This window comes from Roseibium sp. (genome assembly GCF_965216085.1).
In the GTDB taxonomy this organism is placed as follows: Bacteria; Pseudomonadota; Alphaproteobacteria; order Rhizobiales; family Stappiaceae; genus Roseibium.
Genome location: NZ_OZ244138.1, coordinates 4,088,686 through 4,104,043, shown reverse-complemented (window position 1 = coordinate 4,104,043; position 15,358 = coordinate 4,088,686). Strand labels below are relative to the sequence as shown.

13 protein-coding genes are annotated in these 15,358 nt (G+C 56.6%); 3 read left to right on the top strand and 10 right to left on the bottom strand.

Annotated elements, in window-relative coordinates; all coding sequences use genetic code 11:
* Nucleotides 1-4: 4 nt before the first annotated feature.
* From ACOOFE_RS19285 to ACOOFE_RS19260, 6 genes are all read right to left on the bottom strand, one after another.
* Complete coding sequence (locus ACOOFE_RS19285; protein ID WP_420411562.1) at nt 5-1,000, bottom strand: DUF58 domain-containing protein; 996 nt, start codon at nt 998-1,000, stop codon at nt 5-7.
* 23 nt (nt 1,001-1,023) lie between these two features.
* Nucleotides 1,024-2,034, bottom strand: a complete 1,011-nt coding sequence (locus ACOOFE_RS19280; RefSeq protein ID WP_420411561.1) for an AAA family ATPase — start codon at nt 2,032-2,034, stop codon at nt 1,024-1,026.
* Nucleotides 2,035-2,061: 27 nt separating this feature from the next.
* Entirely contained in the window at nt 2,062-3,753 is a 1,692-nt protein-coding gene (locus ACOOFE_RS19275) for an alkaline phosphatase family protein (RefSeq protein ID WP_420411560.1), read from the bottom strand.
* 2 nt (nt 3,754-3,755) lie between these two features.
* The gene (locus tag ACOOFE_RS19270) at nt 3,756-3,992 is read right to left on the bottom strand and encodes a hypothetical protein (RefSeq protein ID WP_420411559.1); all 237 of its coding nucleotides are present in this window, start codon (nt 3,990-3,992) and stop codon (nt 3,756-3,758) included.
* 58 nt (nt 3,993-4,050) lie between these two features.
* Nucleotides 4,051-5,619 (bottom strand): arylsulfatase, encoded by a 1,569-nt coding sequence (locus tag ACOOFE_RS19265; protein ID WP_420411026.1) that lies wholly within the window; start codon nt 5,617-5,619, stop codon nt 4,051-4,053.
* 116 nt (nt 5,620-5,735) lie between these two features.
* Nucleotides 5,736-5,927, bottom strand: coding sequence for a hypothetical protein (locus tag ACOOFE_RS19260; protein WP_420411025.1), 192 nt, complete (start codon nt 5,925-5,927; stop codon nt 5,736-5,738).
* Nucleotides 5,928-6,226: 299 nt separating this feature from the next.
* Between ACOOFE_RS19260 and yegS the strand changes: the two genes are divergently transcribed.
* The 3 genes from yegS (at nt 6,227) to ACOOFE_RS19245 (ending at nt 9,121) form a co-directional block, all read left to right on the top strand.
* Nucleotides 6,227-7,120 carry a lipid kinase YegS gene (gene yegS / locus ACOOFE_RS19255; RefSeq protein ID WP_420411008.1) on the top strand — a complete coding sequence of 298 codons (894 nt, stop codon included), beginning with the start codon at nt 6,227-6,229 and terminating at the stop codon, nt 7,118-7,120.
* Between the two features lie 241 nt (nt 7,121-7,361).
* Nucleotides 7,362-8,348 (top strand): D-erythronate dehydrogenase, encoded by a 987-nt coding sequence (gene denD / locus ACOOFE_RS19250; protein WP_420411558.1) that lies wholly within the window; start codon nt 7,362-7,364, stop codon nt 8,346-8,348.
* Nucleotides 8,345-9,121, top strand: coding sequence for an SDR family oxidoreductase (locus ACOOFE_RS19245; protein WP_420411557.1), 777 nt, complete (start codon nt 8,345-8,347; stop codon nt 9,119-9,121). Before denD ends, ACOOFE_RS19245 begins: the two co-directional genes overlap by 4 nt.
* A gap of 65 nt (nt 9,122-9,186) precedes the next feature.
* Here the strand turns inward: ACOOFE_RS19245 and hypF are convergent, their stop codons facing one another.
* The 4 genes from hypF to ACOOFE_RS19225 are packed head-to-tail and all read right to left on the bottom strand — an operon-like array spanning nt 9,187 to nt 15,355.
* A complete protein-coding gene (gene hypF / locus ACOOFE_RS19240; protein ID WP_420411556.1) occupies nt 9,187-11,532 on the bottom strand; it encodes a carbamoyltransferase HypF in 2,346 nt (781 codons plus the stop codon).
* Between the two features lies 1 nt (nt 11,533).
* Nucleotides 11,534-12,982: a nickel-dependent hydrogenase large subunit gene (locus ACOOFE_RS19235; protein WP_420411555.1), complete on the bottom strand. Its 1,449-nt coding sequence runs from the start codon at nt 12,980-12,982 to the stop codon at nt 11,534-11,536.
* Nucleotides 12,979-14,007 carry a HupU protein gene (locus tag ACOOFE_RS19230; RefSeq protein WP_420411554.1) on the bottom strand — a complete coding sequence of 343 codons (1,029 nt, stop codon included), beginning with the start codon at nt 14,005-14,007 and terminating at the stop codon, nt 12,979-12,981. The genes ACOOFE_RS19235 and ACOOFE_RS19230 overlap by 4 nt, the downstream gene beginning before the upstream one ends.
* Entirely contained in the window at nt 13,988-15,355 is a 1,368-nt protein-coding gene (locus tag ACOOFE_RS19225) for a sensor histidine kinase (RefSeq protein ID WP_420411553.1), read from the bottom strand. Before ACOOFE_RS19225 ends, ACOOFE_RS19230 begins: the two co-directional genes overlap by 20 nt.
* Nucleotides 15,356-15,358 lie beyond the last annotated feature (3 nt).

Below are 15,358 nucleotides of genomic sequence, written 5' to 3'. Positions count from 1 at the left end.
GGACTTACCGCCTGCCTGCAGAGGTCAGCCCGGTCAACCGGCGGATCTGAGGAACGGTTTCTTCACCAGAGTTCAACGGCAGAACCGGGAGCCCATAGCGCTTTTGCCAGTTGAAGATTTCCGAGAGGCGGCCGGAGGAGAATTCGGCAAGACGTTTGTGGGTCTCGCCGCTGGCCGTGTCGAGTTCGACTTGGAGCTCGCCGTCGGAAACGACCAATTTGAGATCTAACGGGATTTCTTCGGCCATCGGATCGGTCACCGGACAGAGGATCAGATCATTGGCACTCGCGATCCGGCCGATCAAGGACGCCGTCTCATCGTCTACGCCGTCAAAGTCGGAAATCACGATGACGAGGTGATTTCTCCGGGCGATCCGGGCGGCTGTCCGAAGCGGTACGTTCAAGGACAGCAGTGTGTCGATGGCCGGGGCGTCCGCCTGCAACATCTGATTTGCCCGTGCAATTGCCGTCAGAAACCGGTCGCGTGCCGAGCGGCTGGCTTTCGGTTTGATCTCTGCGGCAAATTCGTCACCGAAGATTATTCCACCAATCCTGTCGCCTTGGTCGAGAATGCGAAAAGCGGCCAATGCCGCAGCCTCCGCAGCAGTGACCGACTTCATGGCGTGCTTCGTTCCAAAGAACATGGACATGCGCTGGTCGACAAGGATCAGGGCAGGCCGGTCTCTTTCCTCGCTGTAGACACGTACATGAGGCTTGCCGGTGCGCGCAGTGACTTTCCAGTCGATGGTGCGCGGGTCGTCACCTGGCAGATAATTCCTCAGTTCCTCGAAGTTGAGACCCCGGCCACGCAGGCGTGACGCATGCCTGCCGTTGAAGACGCTAGCGGCCGGTTGGCGCGGCAGAAAGCGCAAACCGTGTGCCTGACTTTCAAGGGCGCGGAGTTGGGGGAGGGTAACATGAATGCGCGGGTCCGCACCGTCTGCCTTGGCAGGCGGTTTGGAATTTAAACCTAACCGTGATCTGGCCACGCGGTCGTGCATCGTCCGTTTCCTCTCTCTGTCCCCTATGTCAGAGCGACGGTCTTGATGATCTCCTCAATCACTTTGTCCGGGGTGACGCCGTCGCCTTCCGCCTCAAATGACAAGGTAAGACGGTGGCGAAAGACATCCGGCGCGATCGCCTGAATGTCGAGCGGGTCGACGTAATCACGCCCGTTCAGCCAGGCATGGGTGCGCCCGCATTTGTCCAGTGCAATGGATGCACGCGGACTGGCGCCAATTTCAATCCAGCGTCCCAGGTCGTCGGAGTACGCAGCCGGTGTCCGCGTGGCATAGACAAGATCGGCCATGTATTTGGCGATTGCCTCGGACACATGGATCGCTGCGATTTCAGCGCGGGCATCGAAGATTGCGGATTGAGGGATTGCGCTCCGCTCCTCCGGTTGGTCCGTCTTTCCGCCAGTGGATTTCTCCGATGTGCTGGCGAGGGCTTTTTGTTCCTCAGCCCGGACCAGTTCGATCACCTTGACTTCGTCTTCAACCGGCGGATAGGTGATCAGAACATGCATCAAGAACCGGTCCATCTGGGCTTCGGGGAGAGGGTAGGTGCCTTCCTGTTCCACCGGGTTTTGTGTCGCCATGACCATGAACAGCGGTTCCATCTTGTGGGTCGTGCCGGAAACCGTCACCTGGCGTTCTTCCATGGCTTCCAGAAGCGCAGCCTGGACCTTGGCAGGTGCCCGGTTAATCTCATCAGCCAGGACGATGTTGGCGAAGATCGGTCCCTGTTCGAAGCGGAACGTGCCTTCACCGCCGGCCTGATGATAGACCTCGGTGCCGGTGACATCAGACGGCAGGAGATCTGGGGTAAACTGGATGCGGCTGAAATCAGCTTCCAGGTTCTCTGCCATTGCCTTGATCGCGCGGGTTTTTGCCAGCCCCGGCAGGCCTTCAACAAGCAGATTTCCGTTGGCCAAGAGCCCGATGATCAGCCGCTCGATCACCTCATGCTGACCGATGATGGATTGCTGCATCCGTTCTCTAAGCGATTGAATTTGTTGAAGTGGAGTTGTCATCGAACGGTCCGCGATTGATCTGAAAAACTATTGTGACTGCAAAACCTCGTCGAGGACGGTACCGCGGGCACCGCTGGGCGCCTTGATCCTCAGGTAGGCTGCAACGGTTGGCGCCAGATCGACGGTTTCAACCCGGGTAGATACGCGGCTCGCCGCCATGCCAGGCCGGGAAAAGATGATCGGAACGTGTGTGTCATAGGTCCAGGGGGACCCATGATGGGAGGCGACATGAAGGCCGTCGAAATCGCCTACAAACCAGTGGGGCTCGAACACCACATAGATGTCGCCGGACCGCGCAGCATGAAAATTCGCCAGAACCGCATCGCTGACAGTCGTCTTGGCAATTGCCGAGCTTGCCAGATCTTCGCTGGAGATGGCGTAAGCAATCGCTGGCATCTTTTGCAGCTCCCGTGCAAGAGCTCTCGCAACATCCGCTTTCTTCAGCCCCTTGTCCATAATCAGCTGATCGTTGAGATAGACGTAGGGCTGTGAAAAGGAAGCAATAAGCTCCTGAGCGACGTCAAACTCGTTAATCAGAGCTTGGGCTGCAGGTTCCTTGTCGATGTTATCGAAATTGAAGTAGCCGGCCGGAATACCAAGATATTCCAGGTAGCCGGGGACCTCGGCTGCGCCATGATCGGCGGACAAGACGACCAGCGTATTTTCCAAGCCGATTTTTTCATCCACGTGATCCAGAAGCTGGCCAATTGTCTGGTCCAGCCGGCGGAGATTGTCCTCTGCCTCCAGGCTAGATGGGCCAAAGATATGGCCGACATAATCTGTCGACGAAAAACTGACTGACAGGTAATCGGTGACATCATCCGCACCGATCCCTTCATTGTCGATCAGCGATTTAGCAAACGATGCCGTCAGCTCATCGCCGGCCGGGCTGAGCGTCAGGAACGTTGTGTAATATTTGCTGTCCCAAGCTCCGAACGGGTGGGGAAATGTGCGGCCGAACCCAGGGAAATCAGTTTCCCAGTCCGCATCGTCAAATTCGAAAAACCGATAGCTATCGTCGGTACCGGACAGGTTCCAATCGGTATAAGCATAGGCCAAAACATGGCCAGCCTCGTTCCAATTGTCCACCCAACCCGGGTAGGCATCCATGTAGTAGCTGGATGTCACGAAGCGGCCTTCGCTTTTTGAAAACCAGTACGCGGTGCCTGCGTGTCCAGCCATGGAAATGGCACCGCGGTCCTTGACCGAAACACCAAATACCTTTGACACACCCGCATTGGCGATCGCGATTTCATCGGACAGGGTTGAGGACAGGATCGAGGCGGGCGAACGCCCATCGGACGTTGCAGCCCGTTGGGTCGGATCGATTTCGGTCGATTGGTCAACGCCTGACTTCGCTAAAAGCGGATAGTCGGGATCCTGGACATTGTAGAAGGGTTTGCCGGTGGCCCGATCATACCAAAGATTGGCCACCATACCGTGGACTGCGGGATCCGTGCCAGTCGCAAGGGTGGTGTGGCCTACAATTGTCTCGGTGTTGGCGTGCCGGTGATGGGCGTTGGTATAATAAATGCCGTTTTGAAGCAGACGTTTGAAGCCCTTTTCTCCAAAGTGGGCGCTATTGCGGTCGATCAGGTCGCCCCGAAGCTGGTCAACGGTGATCTGCAACACCAGCTTGGGCAGCTCTTCAGCCACAGCCTGTAAAGGCGCAAGCGCACATGCCGCCACTGTACCCAATGCCGCCCAACGCCTTATCATGATTAGAGCGCTGACTTGATCTTCTTGAAGGCCTTCGCCAGCTCGTCGCCGAGCAGGGAGGTTGCTTCCCCGATGTTTTCGGCGGACTCGCCAAGCTTTGCCTTGGCTTCGAAGGCGTCCCACTTACCTTCAAGTTCATTCCACTCGTCCTGAAGCTCCTTGGAGCCCAGATGGATCTTGAGTTTGACCTCATCGCGGGTCTGTTTCAGTTCGTTGATCAATGCGTTTATATCGGTCATGAGATGCGCTTCCTTTTCGAGCAAAGGGGCAACAAACGCTGCCCCTTTTTCTCAGATGTTATTTTGAGCCAGTTGAGTTCACCATCATGTCCATCACCTGATCGATGGAGAAACTTGCCGGCTTTTGCCGGGGTGGGAACTCTTTGAAGGTTGAGAGGAAACTCGCGACATAGGCCTGAGCGGGAACCAGGAAGAATATTCTGTCGATCATCCAATCATAATAGGTGTTGGATGTGACATGAGCCCGTTCATAAGGATCCCGGCGCAAATTGGTGATGAGCGGAACGCGCAAGGGGGTCCATGGCTCGATCCAGGCCCTAAGTGTCGCGTATTCCTTCTGCTCCAGGAAGATCGCTTTCCAGTCTTCGTAGCGAAGCGCAGTCAGTTCACCCGTATCTGCGAAATAGAAGATTTCCTTGCGCGGCCCTTCGTCAGTCTCGCCGGTCAGATGCGGCAGGAAGTTATAACCGTCGAGGTGAACCTTGTATTCGCGGCCAATGGCCTGAACGCCGCCCGCTTTTAGTTTTTCCTTGATCTCCGCATCACCTGCAGCTGCCAGGAACGTCGGCAACCAATCCATATGATGCATGATTTCATTGGAAATCGAGCCGGCTTCAATCCGCCCAGGCCAGCGAACCATGGAGGGCACCCGCCAGCCGCCTTCCCAGTTGGTGTTCTTCTCGCCAAAGAACGGTGAGGAGGCTGCATCCGGCCAGGTGTTCATATGCGGGCCGTTGTCGGTCGAATAATGGACGATGGTGTTGTCCGTAATGCCGAGCTCATCCAGAAGATCAAGCAATTGGCCGACATGACCGTCATGCTCCAGCATGGCATCGCCATATTCATCTTGGCCCGAAATGCCCCGGATCTCGTCCTTGATATGCGTGCGGAAGTGCATCCGGGTGCCGTTCCACCAGACATAAAACGGTTTGCCTTGATCATGCGCCCGGCGGATGAAGTCGATGGCGGCCGTGATGGTTTCATCGTCAACGGTTTCCATCCGCTTTTTGGTCAGCGGGCCGGTGTCTTCGATCGTGCCGTCAGCCGAAGACTTGATCACACCACGCGGACCGAAGCGCTCCCGGAACGCCGGATCTTTCGGATAATCCGGGTTTTCCGGCTCTTCTTCCGCGTTGAGGTGATAGAGATTGCCGAAGAACTCATCAAAGCCGTGGTTCGTTGGCAACATCTCATCCTTGTCTCCAAGGTGGTTCTTACCGAACTGGCCGGTCATGTAGCCGTGGGGTTTTAACAGCCCGGCAATCGTTGGATCCTCAACCTGCATGCCGAGGTCCGCACCGGGGAGCCCAACCTTGGAAAGGCCGGTCCGGAACACGCTTTGACCCATGATGTAGGACGACCGGCCGGCAGTGCACGACTGCTCACCGTAATAGTCGGTGAACATCATGCCTTCCTTGGCGATCCGGTCGATATTGTCGGTCCGGTATCCCATCAGGCCGAAGGTATAGGCGGAGATGTTGGATTGCCCGACATCATCCCCCCAGATCACCAAAATGTTTGGTTTGTCTGTTTGTGCCAAAGCTGGCACGGCCCCTGCGAGCGCAATCGCGCCAACAAGACCCGCGGTCAACCCTCTGGCCAGAAAACGCATTCCAAATGTCATCATTGGGTCCTCCAGGCTGCGTTATGTCCGTCCGAAAATGTAAATGCGATATTTTTGAAGTTTATGAGAAGATCAGATGATCAAATCAGCTTTAGGTCAATGGATAAGGTCAAACGCTATTATTGCCGATTTTGAAGCCGGTCCAAGACGACCAAACCAATGTTGATAATGCCAAAGACCAAAATGGCTCCGAAAACAATGGCACCGAACTTTTTGGTCTCAATACCGACCGGGATATTGAACAGGAGCACTGACATCCCGGCCAAGGCGAGGAGCATAATCAACGTGATCATCGTGTCTCTGAGATTCATGAGGTACCTGCTTTAGTTCGGGGCCTTGTCTTTCTCTCTCAACGCCTCAAGCTCGGCGCGCAATTCTCCAACTACAGTTGGATTGGCATCAGTCGCAGGGCTCGCGGCACATAGCTGTTATTGCTTTGGGCAGCGCCACAAGCGGCTACGCTGGCAATCAACCGGTTCGCTTTCAATCAACGTAACCTGTTTATCTGCCACAACCAAAGCGCCAATTGTCAGCCACATATTCGGTTTTCCAATTTGTCTGGTGAGGATAAGCTGAATTACATGAGCGTGACCATTGGGGAGCCTTAATTTTGTCAAAGTCAGTCCTGTTGCTGAATAAAAAACACTGCATGCGCGAAGATCTTACGGTGGCCATCAAACAAGTTCGGGCCGAAGGTTATGATTTGGACATCTCCATTCCCTGGGACATCACGGATATCGGCAAGTTGTTCGATGATGCCATGGAAAAAGGGGCCAGCCGGATACTGACTGCTGGTGGCGACGGCTCGCTAAACGGAATGACAAACCTGATTTTGGACCGTGGCGCAGAACGTGAAGTCGCGTTAGCCCTCCTGCCTCTTGGGACGGCAAATGATTTTGCAAGAGGCGTGGGTATACCGAGCAATGATTTAACCAGCTCCTTGCGTTTGGCGGTTTCCGGCGGCGAACACGCAATTGATGTCGGAGTGGTCAATGGCCGTCATTTCGTGAATGTCGCCAGCGGCGGCATTGGCGCGGAAATCACGTCAACAACACCTGTTGAACTCAAACGTCTTTTGGGCGGTGCGGCCTATTCGATAATGGGGCTGATCAAAGCCACCCAACTTCAGCCTTATAGTGCCCGGATCTCGCTTCCGGACGGGCAAACCGACGATGGAGAGGTGCTCGTCATTACCATTGGCAACAGCAAGTATGCTGGTGGTGGGTTCGAAGTCGCGCCAAAAGCAAGCCTCACGGATGGTTTGCTGGATCTTGCCGTTGTCACCAAGCCGGAGAATGAAGGGTTTGATCAACTCGTTGAGGAGTTGAACGATCCGTTCAACGAAAACAATCGATCGCTTCACTATCGGCAGCTGAACGAGTTTGTAATTGAGACAAAACAGCCGTTGCCACTAAATTTGGACGGCGAGCCCATGCTAGAAACGCGATTTGAGTTTGGCATTAAACCAAAGGCTCTGAGAATGGTTCTGCAGAATGTCTTTTGAGCCTTTATCCGGAGTTCAGCGACTACACTCCGGTTTTCGTGGAGCCAGAGTAGATGCCATAGGCTATTCCAGTAAATCAGTGCGCGCCTAGAACATGATGACTTGCTCACCTGCCCCCCTCCGAAACAAGCTGTTTTCGATGCTGGCAAGCCATCGACTGAATGGCACTGACTTGCAATTCTGGGTTCGAAGCTGCGACTAATACTCTGAGCTAAGCAAATGATGCGGGAGGAATGCAGGCATGCATGTGCTGGTAATCGGCGCGGCCGGCATGGTGGTGCAGAAAATTTTGGCACGGCTGGCGGACAACCCGGCTGTCTTTGGGGCTGAGATCAGCCGTTTAACGGTGACTGATGCCATCGCTCCAACAGTACCTGCAAGTCTGAGCGATGTCGCCAAGACAATGGTTGTGGATCTTGCAAAGCCAAAAGCTGCCGAGGCTTTGATTGCAGACCGGCCGGATTTGATCTTTCATCTGGCCGCAATTGTTTCCGGCGAAGCGGAAGCAGAATTCGAAAAAGGATATGCCGTTAATCTGGATGGAAGCAGGCAGCTGTTTGAGGCTATCCGCGCGGCTGCACTTGAAGCGCCCTACTATCCGCGTCTCGTGTTTGCATCTTCGCTTGCCGTTTTTGGGGCGCCCTTTCCCGAGAAAATCAACGATACGTTTTTCACAACACCGCTGACCAGCTACGGCACACAGAAAGCGATCACAGAACTGCTTTTGGCGGACTACACGCGCAAAGGTATTTTCGACGGGATCGGTTTGCGGCTGCCGACGGTCTGCGTCCGGCCAGGCAAACCTAACAAGGCGGCATCGGGTTTCTTTTCAAACATCCTGCGTGAACCATTGGCAGGCCAGGAGGCCGTCTTGCCCGTGGACGAAAGCGTACGGCATTGGTTTGCAAGCCCTCGTGCCGCTGCCGGATTTTTTATTCAAGCCGCGCGGCTGGACACCGCTCTGATTGGCCCGCGGCGCAATCTCACGATGCCAGGGCTCTCCGCATGTGTTGGAGATCAGATTGAGGCTTTACGTCGGGCCGCAGGGGAAAAAGCGGTGCGCCTTATCCGCCATGAACCAGATCCCGGCGTTCAGAATATCGTCGCCGGCTGGCCAATGGACTTTACCGCCGAACGGGCTAGAAAATTGGGATTTGAAGCGGAAACAAGCTTTGATGAGATTATTCGTATCCATCTAGAAGACGATTTGGAAAGCGCGCAGGAATGACGATGACAGGATCCTTCAGCACGGAAAAAGTAGCCCTTGTCACCGGCGGCGGCACAGGCGTTGGCAAAGCAATTGCCCGCGGACTGGGTGCGGATGGTTGGCGGGTAGCAATCACAGGGCGTCGCAAAGATGTGCTTGAAGCAACCGCGGCAAAACTATCTGAAGAGACCGGCGCGGATGTTTTGCCAATTGTGGCCGATGTCAGCGACCCTGCGTCAGTGACCGCGTTGTTTGAGCACATCAGGCAAACCTGCGGCCGGTTGGATCTCTTGGTCAACAATGCGGGTATCTCCAACGCTCCAGTACCGCTTGAAGACATTTCATTTGAGGATTGGAGTGCCGTTGTTGGCGCCAATCTCACAGGTGCGTTCCTATGCACTCAGCACGCATTTCAAGTGATGAAGGCACAAGATCCACGCGGCGGTCGGATTATCAACAATGGATCCGTTTCGGCAACAACACCCCGGCCATTTTCAGCGCCCTATACCGCGACGAAACATGCGATCACTGGCCTCACAAAATCGGCAGCGCTGGATGGACGTCCGTTTGACATTGCCTGCGGTCAGATCGATATCGGCAATGCGGCCAGTGACATGACAGCCAAGATGAACGACGGGGTTCCTCAGGCCAATGGTGAGATTGCCCGGGAACCGACAATCGACCCGCAGCATGTCGCGGACGCTGTCGTCTATATGGCCGGGCTGCCGCTTGATGCCAACGTGCTGACCATGACTGTTATGGCGACTAATATGCCGTTTGTTGGCCGGGGGTGACTTGGCACGACGCTCTTTGTTATCGCCGATACCAATTCGGTCATTTCTACATCTTCATGCGGTCATCATTGCCAAGGTTTGACCGCCGCAATCACTGCTTGGCCGAGCGACAGCCCACCGTCGTTTGCCGGAAATTGCCTGGGCAAGAGAACCTCAAAACCTGTTTCGGTGAGGTTTTTTATGAGCCCATCGGCCAGGATAGCGTTTTGCAGGACACCGCCCGAGAGAACGATGCGGGAGATGCTGCGCTCGCCCGCGAGTTTCGCGGCAGTGCGGCTCAAGGCTTGGATCAATCCGAGATGAAAACGGGCTGAGACTTGTCCGGGTGCAACGCCGTTTTGGAGGTCTTTGAGAAGTGCTTCCCAAAACGATGCCCAGGAAAAAACAGCGGGATTACCATTTGAAACGTCCACGGGATAAGGGGCGCAATCTGTTAGATACGGCCGGGCGAGGGTTTCGAGAAGCGCGCCGGTTTGGCCTTCGTAGCTTTGCCGGTCCGGGCAGACGCCAATCGCGGCAGCGACGGCATCAAACAGCCGTCCGGCGGACGAGGATAACGGAGCATTGAGACCATTGCGGATCATCTGGGAGATCACGGAAAGGTTCTTGTCTTTGAACCGCTGCCGTAGCCAGGCAAATCCCGGCTGATTCTGCCAATCATCACCAAAGGCCACATGGAAATGGGCGGCCAGGTTGCGCCAGGGTTCACGCACGGCCGCTGCACCGCCGGGGAGGGGCACAGGAAGAAAGTGGCCGGCACGGTCAAATCCCTTGTAATCGCCCACTAAAATTTCGCCGCCCCAGATCGTACCGTCGCTGCCAAGGCCCGAGCCATCGAGGACAATGGCAAGGGACGGATCGGCTTCTGGCGAAATGCCATGTTCAGCCAAACAGGCAGCCAGATGGGCGTGGTGGTGCTGAACTTCGATCAATGGGATGTTTTTGTCGGCAGCCAACCTCCGGCCGATTTGCGACGACAGATAATCCGGGTGCGCATCAATGGCGATCCGATTTGGCTCAAAAACATAGATCTGCCGGTAAAGATCGCGGTTTTTCTCAAAATCTTCCAGCACCCGGCGGTTTTCCAGGTCGCCCATATGCTGGGAGACGACGGCTTGCCCGTCCCGCAGCAGGCAAAAGGTCGATTTGAGTTCACCGCCCAGGGCAAGAACCGAGGGCGCACCTTTGAAGGCATCGGTAAGCCGTAGCGGGGCAGGGGCAAGGCCGCGGGCACGGCGCAGGATCACTGGACCGGACCGGTCCACGCGCATGACGCTGTCATCCAGCCGGTTGACGATCTCCCGGTCATGCAACAGGAAACCGTCGGCGATTTGCGCCAGTTTGGCAGCCGCTTCCTGATTTCCGATGACCTGAGGATCTTCAGAGAGGTTACCCGAGGTCATGACGATTGGTCCCGGCACGGCGGCCATCAAGAGATGGTGCAACGGGGTATAGGGCAGCATGACGCCGCACTGGGTGAGGTCCGGTGCCAGACTTTTAGAAAGGCCAGGAAAAACTTCAAGATCGTCCCGAACGCGCAGGAGCACAATCGGCGCGGCTTTGTCTTTGAGGAGCTCGGCCTCATCATCGCTCACGTGGCAATAGGTGCGGGCTTGCTCCAGGTTCTGAACCATCACGGCAAGCGGTTTGTGCGGGCGGTTTTTTCGGTCTCGCAAGCGGTCGACTGCTTGCGTGCTTGTTGCGTCTGTCGCCAAATGAAAGCCGCCGATGCCCTTGATGGCAATGATATCACCAGCTGCAATTCTATCGGCCGCCCAAGCAATCGGATCGTCCGTCTTGACGTTCGCGCCGCCCACCTCACACCAAAGCTTAGGTCCGCAAGTGGTGCAGGCGTTCGGCTGGGCGTGAAAGCGCCGGTCCACCGGATTGTCGTATTCGCTTTGGCACTCGGTGCACATGATGAAGGGCGCCATTGATGTGCTGGCGCGGTCATAGGGAATGCCGGTGACGATGGAGAGCCGGGGACCACAGTGGGTGCAATTGGTAAAGGCGTAGCCGCTACGGCGGTCGGCGGGGTCAAAGATTTCTGCAACGCAATTGGGGCAGGTGGCCGCGTCCGGGACAATGCCGGTCGCGACAGCCCCGCTGGCGCTGGAGATGATCCGGAAATCCTGGGGCGGCGGTCCTGAGTCCTCCGGCAAGAGCTTGGTCTCGATGCTGTCTATCCGGGCAAGCGGTGGACAGTCGCTTTTCAGCCGGTCGAGAAACCGGTCGACATGAACTGGCGCGCCCCAGACCTCCGCCAAAACACCTGCAGCATCATTGAGCACATGGCCCGTGAGGCATTCTTCATTTGCCAAACGCCAGACGAAGGGCCGGAACCCGACACCCTGCACCAGTCCCGTGATCCGGACCTGGAGCGCTGTCGTGGGAGAGGTTCGGCCAGTCATCTCAATGCACAGTGCAGACCATGCAAGGGTCGAACGAGCGCACGATATGCTGAACGGCAACCGGATCGGTTTCTCCTTCGCGCACCGGTGCGCCGACCAGCGCTTGTTCCAGAGGGCCGGGGTTACCGTTCCGGTCACGTGGCGAAAAATTCCAGGTTGTTGGCGCGATGATCTGATAGTTGGCGATCTTACCCTTTTTGATGCTAAGCCAATGCCCGAGCGAGCCACGGGCAGCTTCCGTCAGGCCGATGCCCTCTGCTTGGTCGGGTATGGCCGTGTGATCGATAAACGCCCCGCCTGGCTCCAGCTGAGAAATCCAGTCTTCCATGGCCAGGACAGTACGTGCGATCTCCAAAAGCCGGGCGACAACCCGTGTGTGAACGGAACCGCCATGACGGGCAACGAGATCGCAGATCATGGGATGGCCGTCGATCAGCTGGCGGGCGAGCGCACCGGTCTCCATGATCTCGCCATCCAGCCGGGGCGCCTTGCACCAGGAATAGGCACTTTCCTTGTCCGCATCCGGGTCTGTGGTGCCCACTGAGGGAGCTTCCAGGCCATTGGGCTTGTACCAGCTGGAGGTCAGGTCTTCGGCGACCGATTGGGGCGAAAAATCTGTCAGATCACCATTTCGCCAGACACCTTGGGCAAAGAGCGGGGCACCTCCCATCTGATACGCGCCGTAACTCAGAAAGTTGCCCGAGGATCGTCCCAATTCAGACAAGCCGAGAGCTTCCGATACCTGAAGGAACCGGCCAAAGTCGGACGTATTCGGGGCCTTGTCTGAGGACCAAGCAAGAAGAGCATCTTCGGTCTCAAGAGCAACAATTTGTTCAAGTGGAGCTCCAAATAAAGTTCGTTCCAGAAAGCGCCGGAACGCGACCAGAATAGCTTTCAGCCGGGCCGTTTCCGCACCTGCCACTGTGCGTGTAGAACCGCCGGGCTGGATGGACAGTGTGTGTGGCCATTTGCCGGCCAGGATCCCCATGATGTGCAGGAACTGCGCGCGGGCCGGCAACACCGTTTCCACCGCAGTCCCTTTCATGGCGGTGAAGCGGCTGGAAATATCTTCAAACCAGGGTTCGGATTGATACACCGGCCGGGCAAAATCCGGCATGAAGAACAGATAGAAATGGGTCAGGTGATCGGCGATGTTTTCCACCGCATGCACCAGATTAACCGCCAGGCTTCCGTTGCGCGGCGGTGTAATATCCATCGCATCTGCGAGCGCATGGGCAGCGGCGACGGATTGGGAAACAGAACAGATCCCGCAGATCCGGGGCGCATAGACCAAGGCATCGAGCGGTGGCTTGTTTAAAAGAATGCGCTCAAAACCCCGGTAAAGCGGCGAAACAACCTCAGCGTTGGTGACCGTGCCATCACCACATTCGATGCGGACTTCCAAGTCTCCTTCGACGCGGTTGAAGGGACCGACAACCAGACGGCTCATGAGCGCGGTTTCCGTTTGTCAGAAGGCGGCACGGACAGGCGGTCCGCCGTTGCATTGTGTTTCAGCCGCACTGGTGTCGCGGCTTTGGAGAGAGAAGCCAGCGCAACAAACCAGGCTTTGGGCATGTCAGTGGGAAGACCAATGGGAATGCCAGCAACTTTAGGTGTTTCCAGGAAGTCGTGTCCCGGTTCCTCGAACTCCGGTGCTGTGCAATTGATGCAAGGATAATTGCCATCAAGGCATGACCCGGAGCCGTTCCAGGCGCGGATGTTACAGTCCGCGCGGGCCTGGGTACCCTTGCAGCCGAGGTTTTCCATCATGCAGCCTTGATCGCACAGGCGTTCGGCACTGGCCTTATACTCGTAGAATTCGTTGCGGGCGCAGCCGTGATGCACCAGATGCATGGTGTAGGAGAGCGGCCGGGTCCATTCGTCCAGATCTTCGGCGTCATAGCTGCCATCAGCGATCTGGTACAGCGTTTCGCATAACCAGCCTGGATGGATCGGACAGCCGGAAATGTTGATCACCGGCAGCCCGGCCGCAGAGCGGAAATCACCGCCCAGAAGCCCGCCCGGTTTGCGCCCCTCATAGGCAAGCCCGACCGCATCGCCCGGGTTTTCGCCAGCGGCCGTGATCCCCCCATAGGCGGCACAGGAACCAACCGCGACGACATAGCGGGCCTTTTCCGCGAGCTGCCGGATCCACGCCATCATCGGTTTGCCGGTGCCGGGCATCATATGAAATCTGCCGGTGCCATTCGGTCCGGACATCACCGACCCTTCCAGGCACAAAATATCGAGCGGTTTGCTGCCGTTGCTAAGTTCTTCCATCAACGAGACAACTTCGCGGCCGCTGGCCTGACTGAAAGATGGATGCCAGAGGACGTCGATGTTGGCGGCCTCCATGGAGGTCATCAGATCCGGGTTTTCAGCGCCTAGAGCCGATTGTGAGCAGCCGCCGCAGCCGCCCGATTGCAGCCAGAAGAGGCTCACCGGCGCCTTTTGGTCATTGGGGCGAAGAGACATGTACCGGGATCCTTAAGGTAAATTCCGCCCCGCCTTCAGGGCAATTGGCAGCCATCAGATCACCACCTTGTTTCAAGGCCATGTTGTAGCTGACATAAAGACCGAGCCCCGTACCGCTGCCGATCGGCTTGGTGGTGAAAAAGGGTTCGAACAACTTGTCCATCGCCGCCGGTTCAATCCCGGATCCATTATCCGCAACCTTGATCGCGATCATGCCGTCGTCGTTTTCGCAGCTCACCCGGATTTTGCCGTCAGAACGCCCTGAAAGAACGTCGGCGGCATTTTGCACCAGATTGACCACGATCTGATGGATATGCCCCTTATGGCCGGTGACATCTAGGCGGTCCGGTCTGACGAATTCGATGGCGGGTTTGATCCGTTGGGCCTTGATCACCCAATCGACGGCGGTGTGCACCAGGCGGATGATGTTGAAGGTTTCCGGCGCTTCTTCCTGGTTGCTGGAAAAGCGGCGCAGATCTTCGACGATATCGCGGACTCGCTCGGCGCCTTCCTGAGTGCCGTCAACTAATGGCTCAATGTCCCGCAGAACCTTGTCGATCTTTAAGTCTTTCCGCAAATCATCCAAGTCCGCCCGCGGAAGGCCATCATCACAAGCGGTCAGATACTTCCGGATCGCCGCGCCATAGCGCTTGAGGGCGTACATGTTGCCAAAGACAAAACTGATCGGATTGTTCAATTCATGCGCCACGCCAGCAACCAGCCGGCCGAGTGCTGCCATCTTCTCTGAGACCAACAGGCGTTGCTGAGTTTCGCTCAACTGTTCCTGCGCGGCGTCCAAAGCCCGGTAAGCCCGTTGCAATTCGCCAATGGGGCGGCCCACCATGACCATACCCGCTAAGCGCCCGCGCGGATCGCGGCGCGGGGTGCAGCTGAGGGCAACCACGGCCGGAGGTCCATCTGGAACCGTGATTGCGGCATCACAAGGTGCCACGTCCTGACCACTGATCAGACTGTCCAGAAACCCTGCGACGGTCGGTTGACTGTCCTCGGTGAAGAGATCGGAAAATCGGGTGCCTAGGAGTGTGTTTTCTTCGCGGTGCGTGATCGTTAGAAGTTGGCGGTTGACCTGTTGAATGCGCCCTCTGGCATCACAAACAATCAGGACATCGGTCATCGCGCCTAAGACCGATTGGATGAAGGTATCGGCTTCTTCCAGCTTGGCGTTCTTTTCTTCCAGCTCCGTCTGGGAATCGACCAGATCGGAATAGACCTCATCCATCTTCTGGATCACATCGATCCAGACATCCTCGCTGGCGCCGTCGGAAGCCAGATTTCCCGGCGGGGCCGCTGGGGGAAGAATTGCGGATTTGGAACGGTTAACGGCCATGGT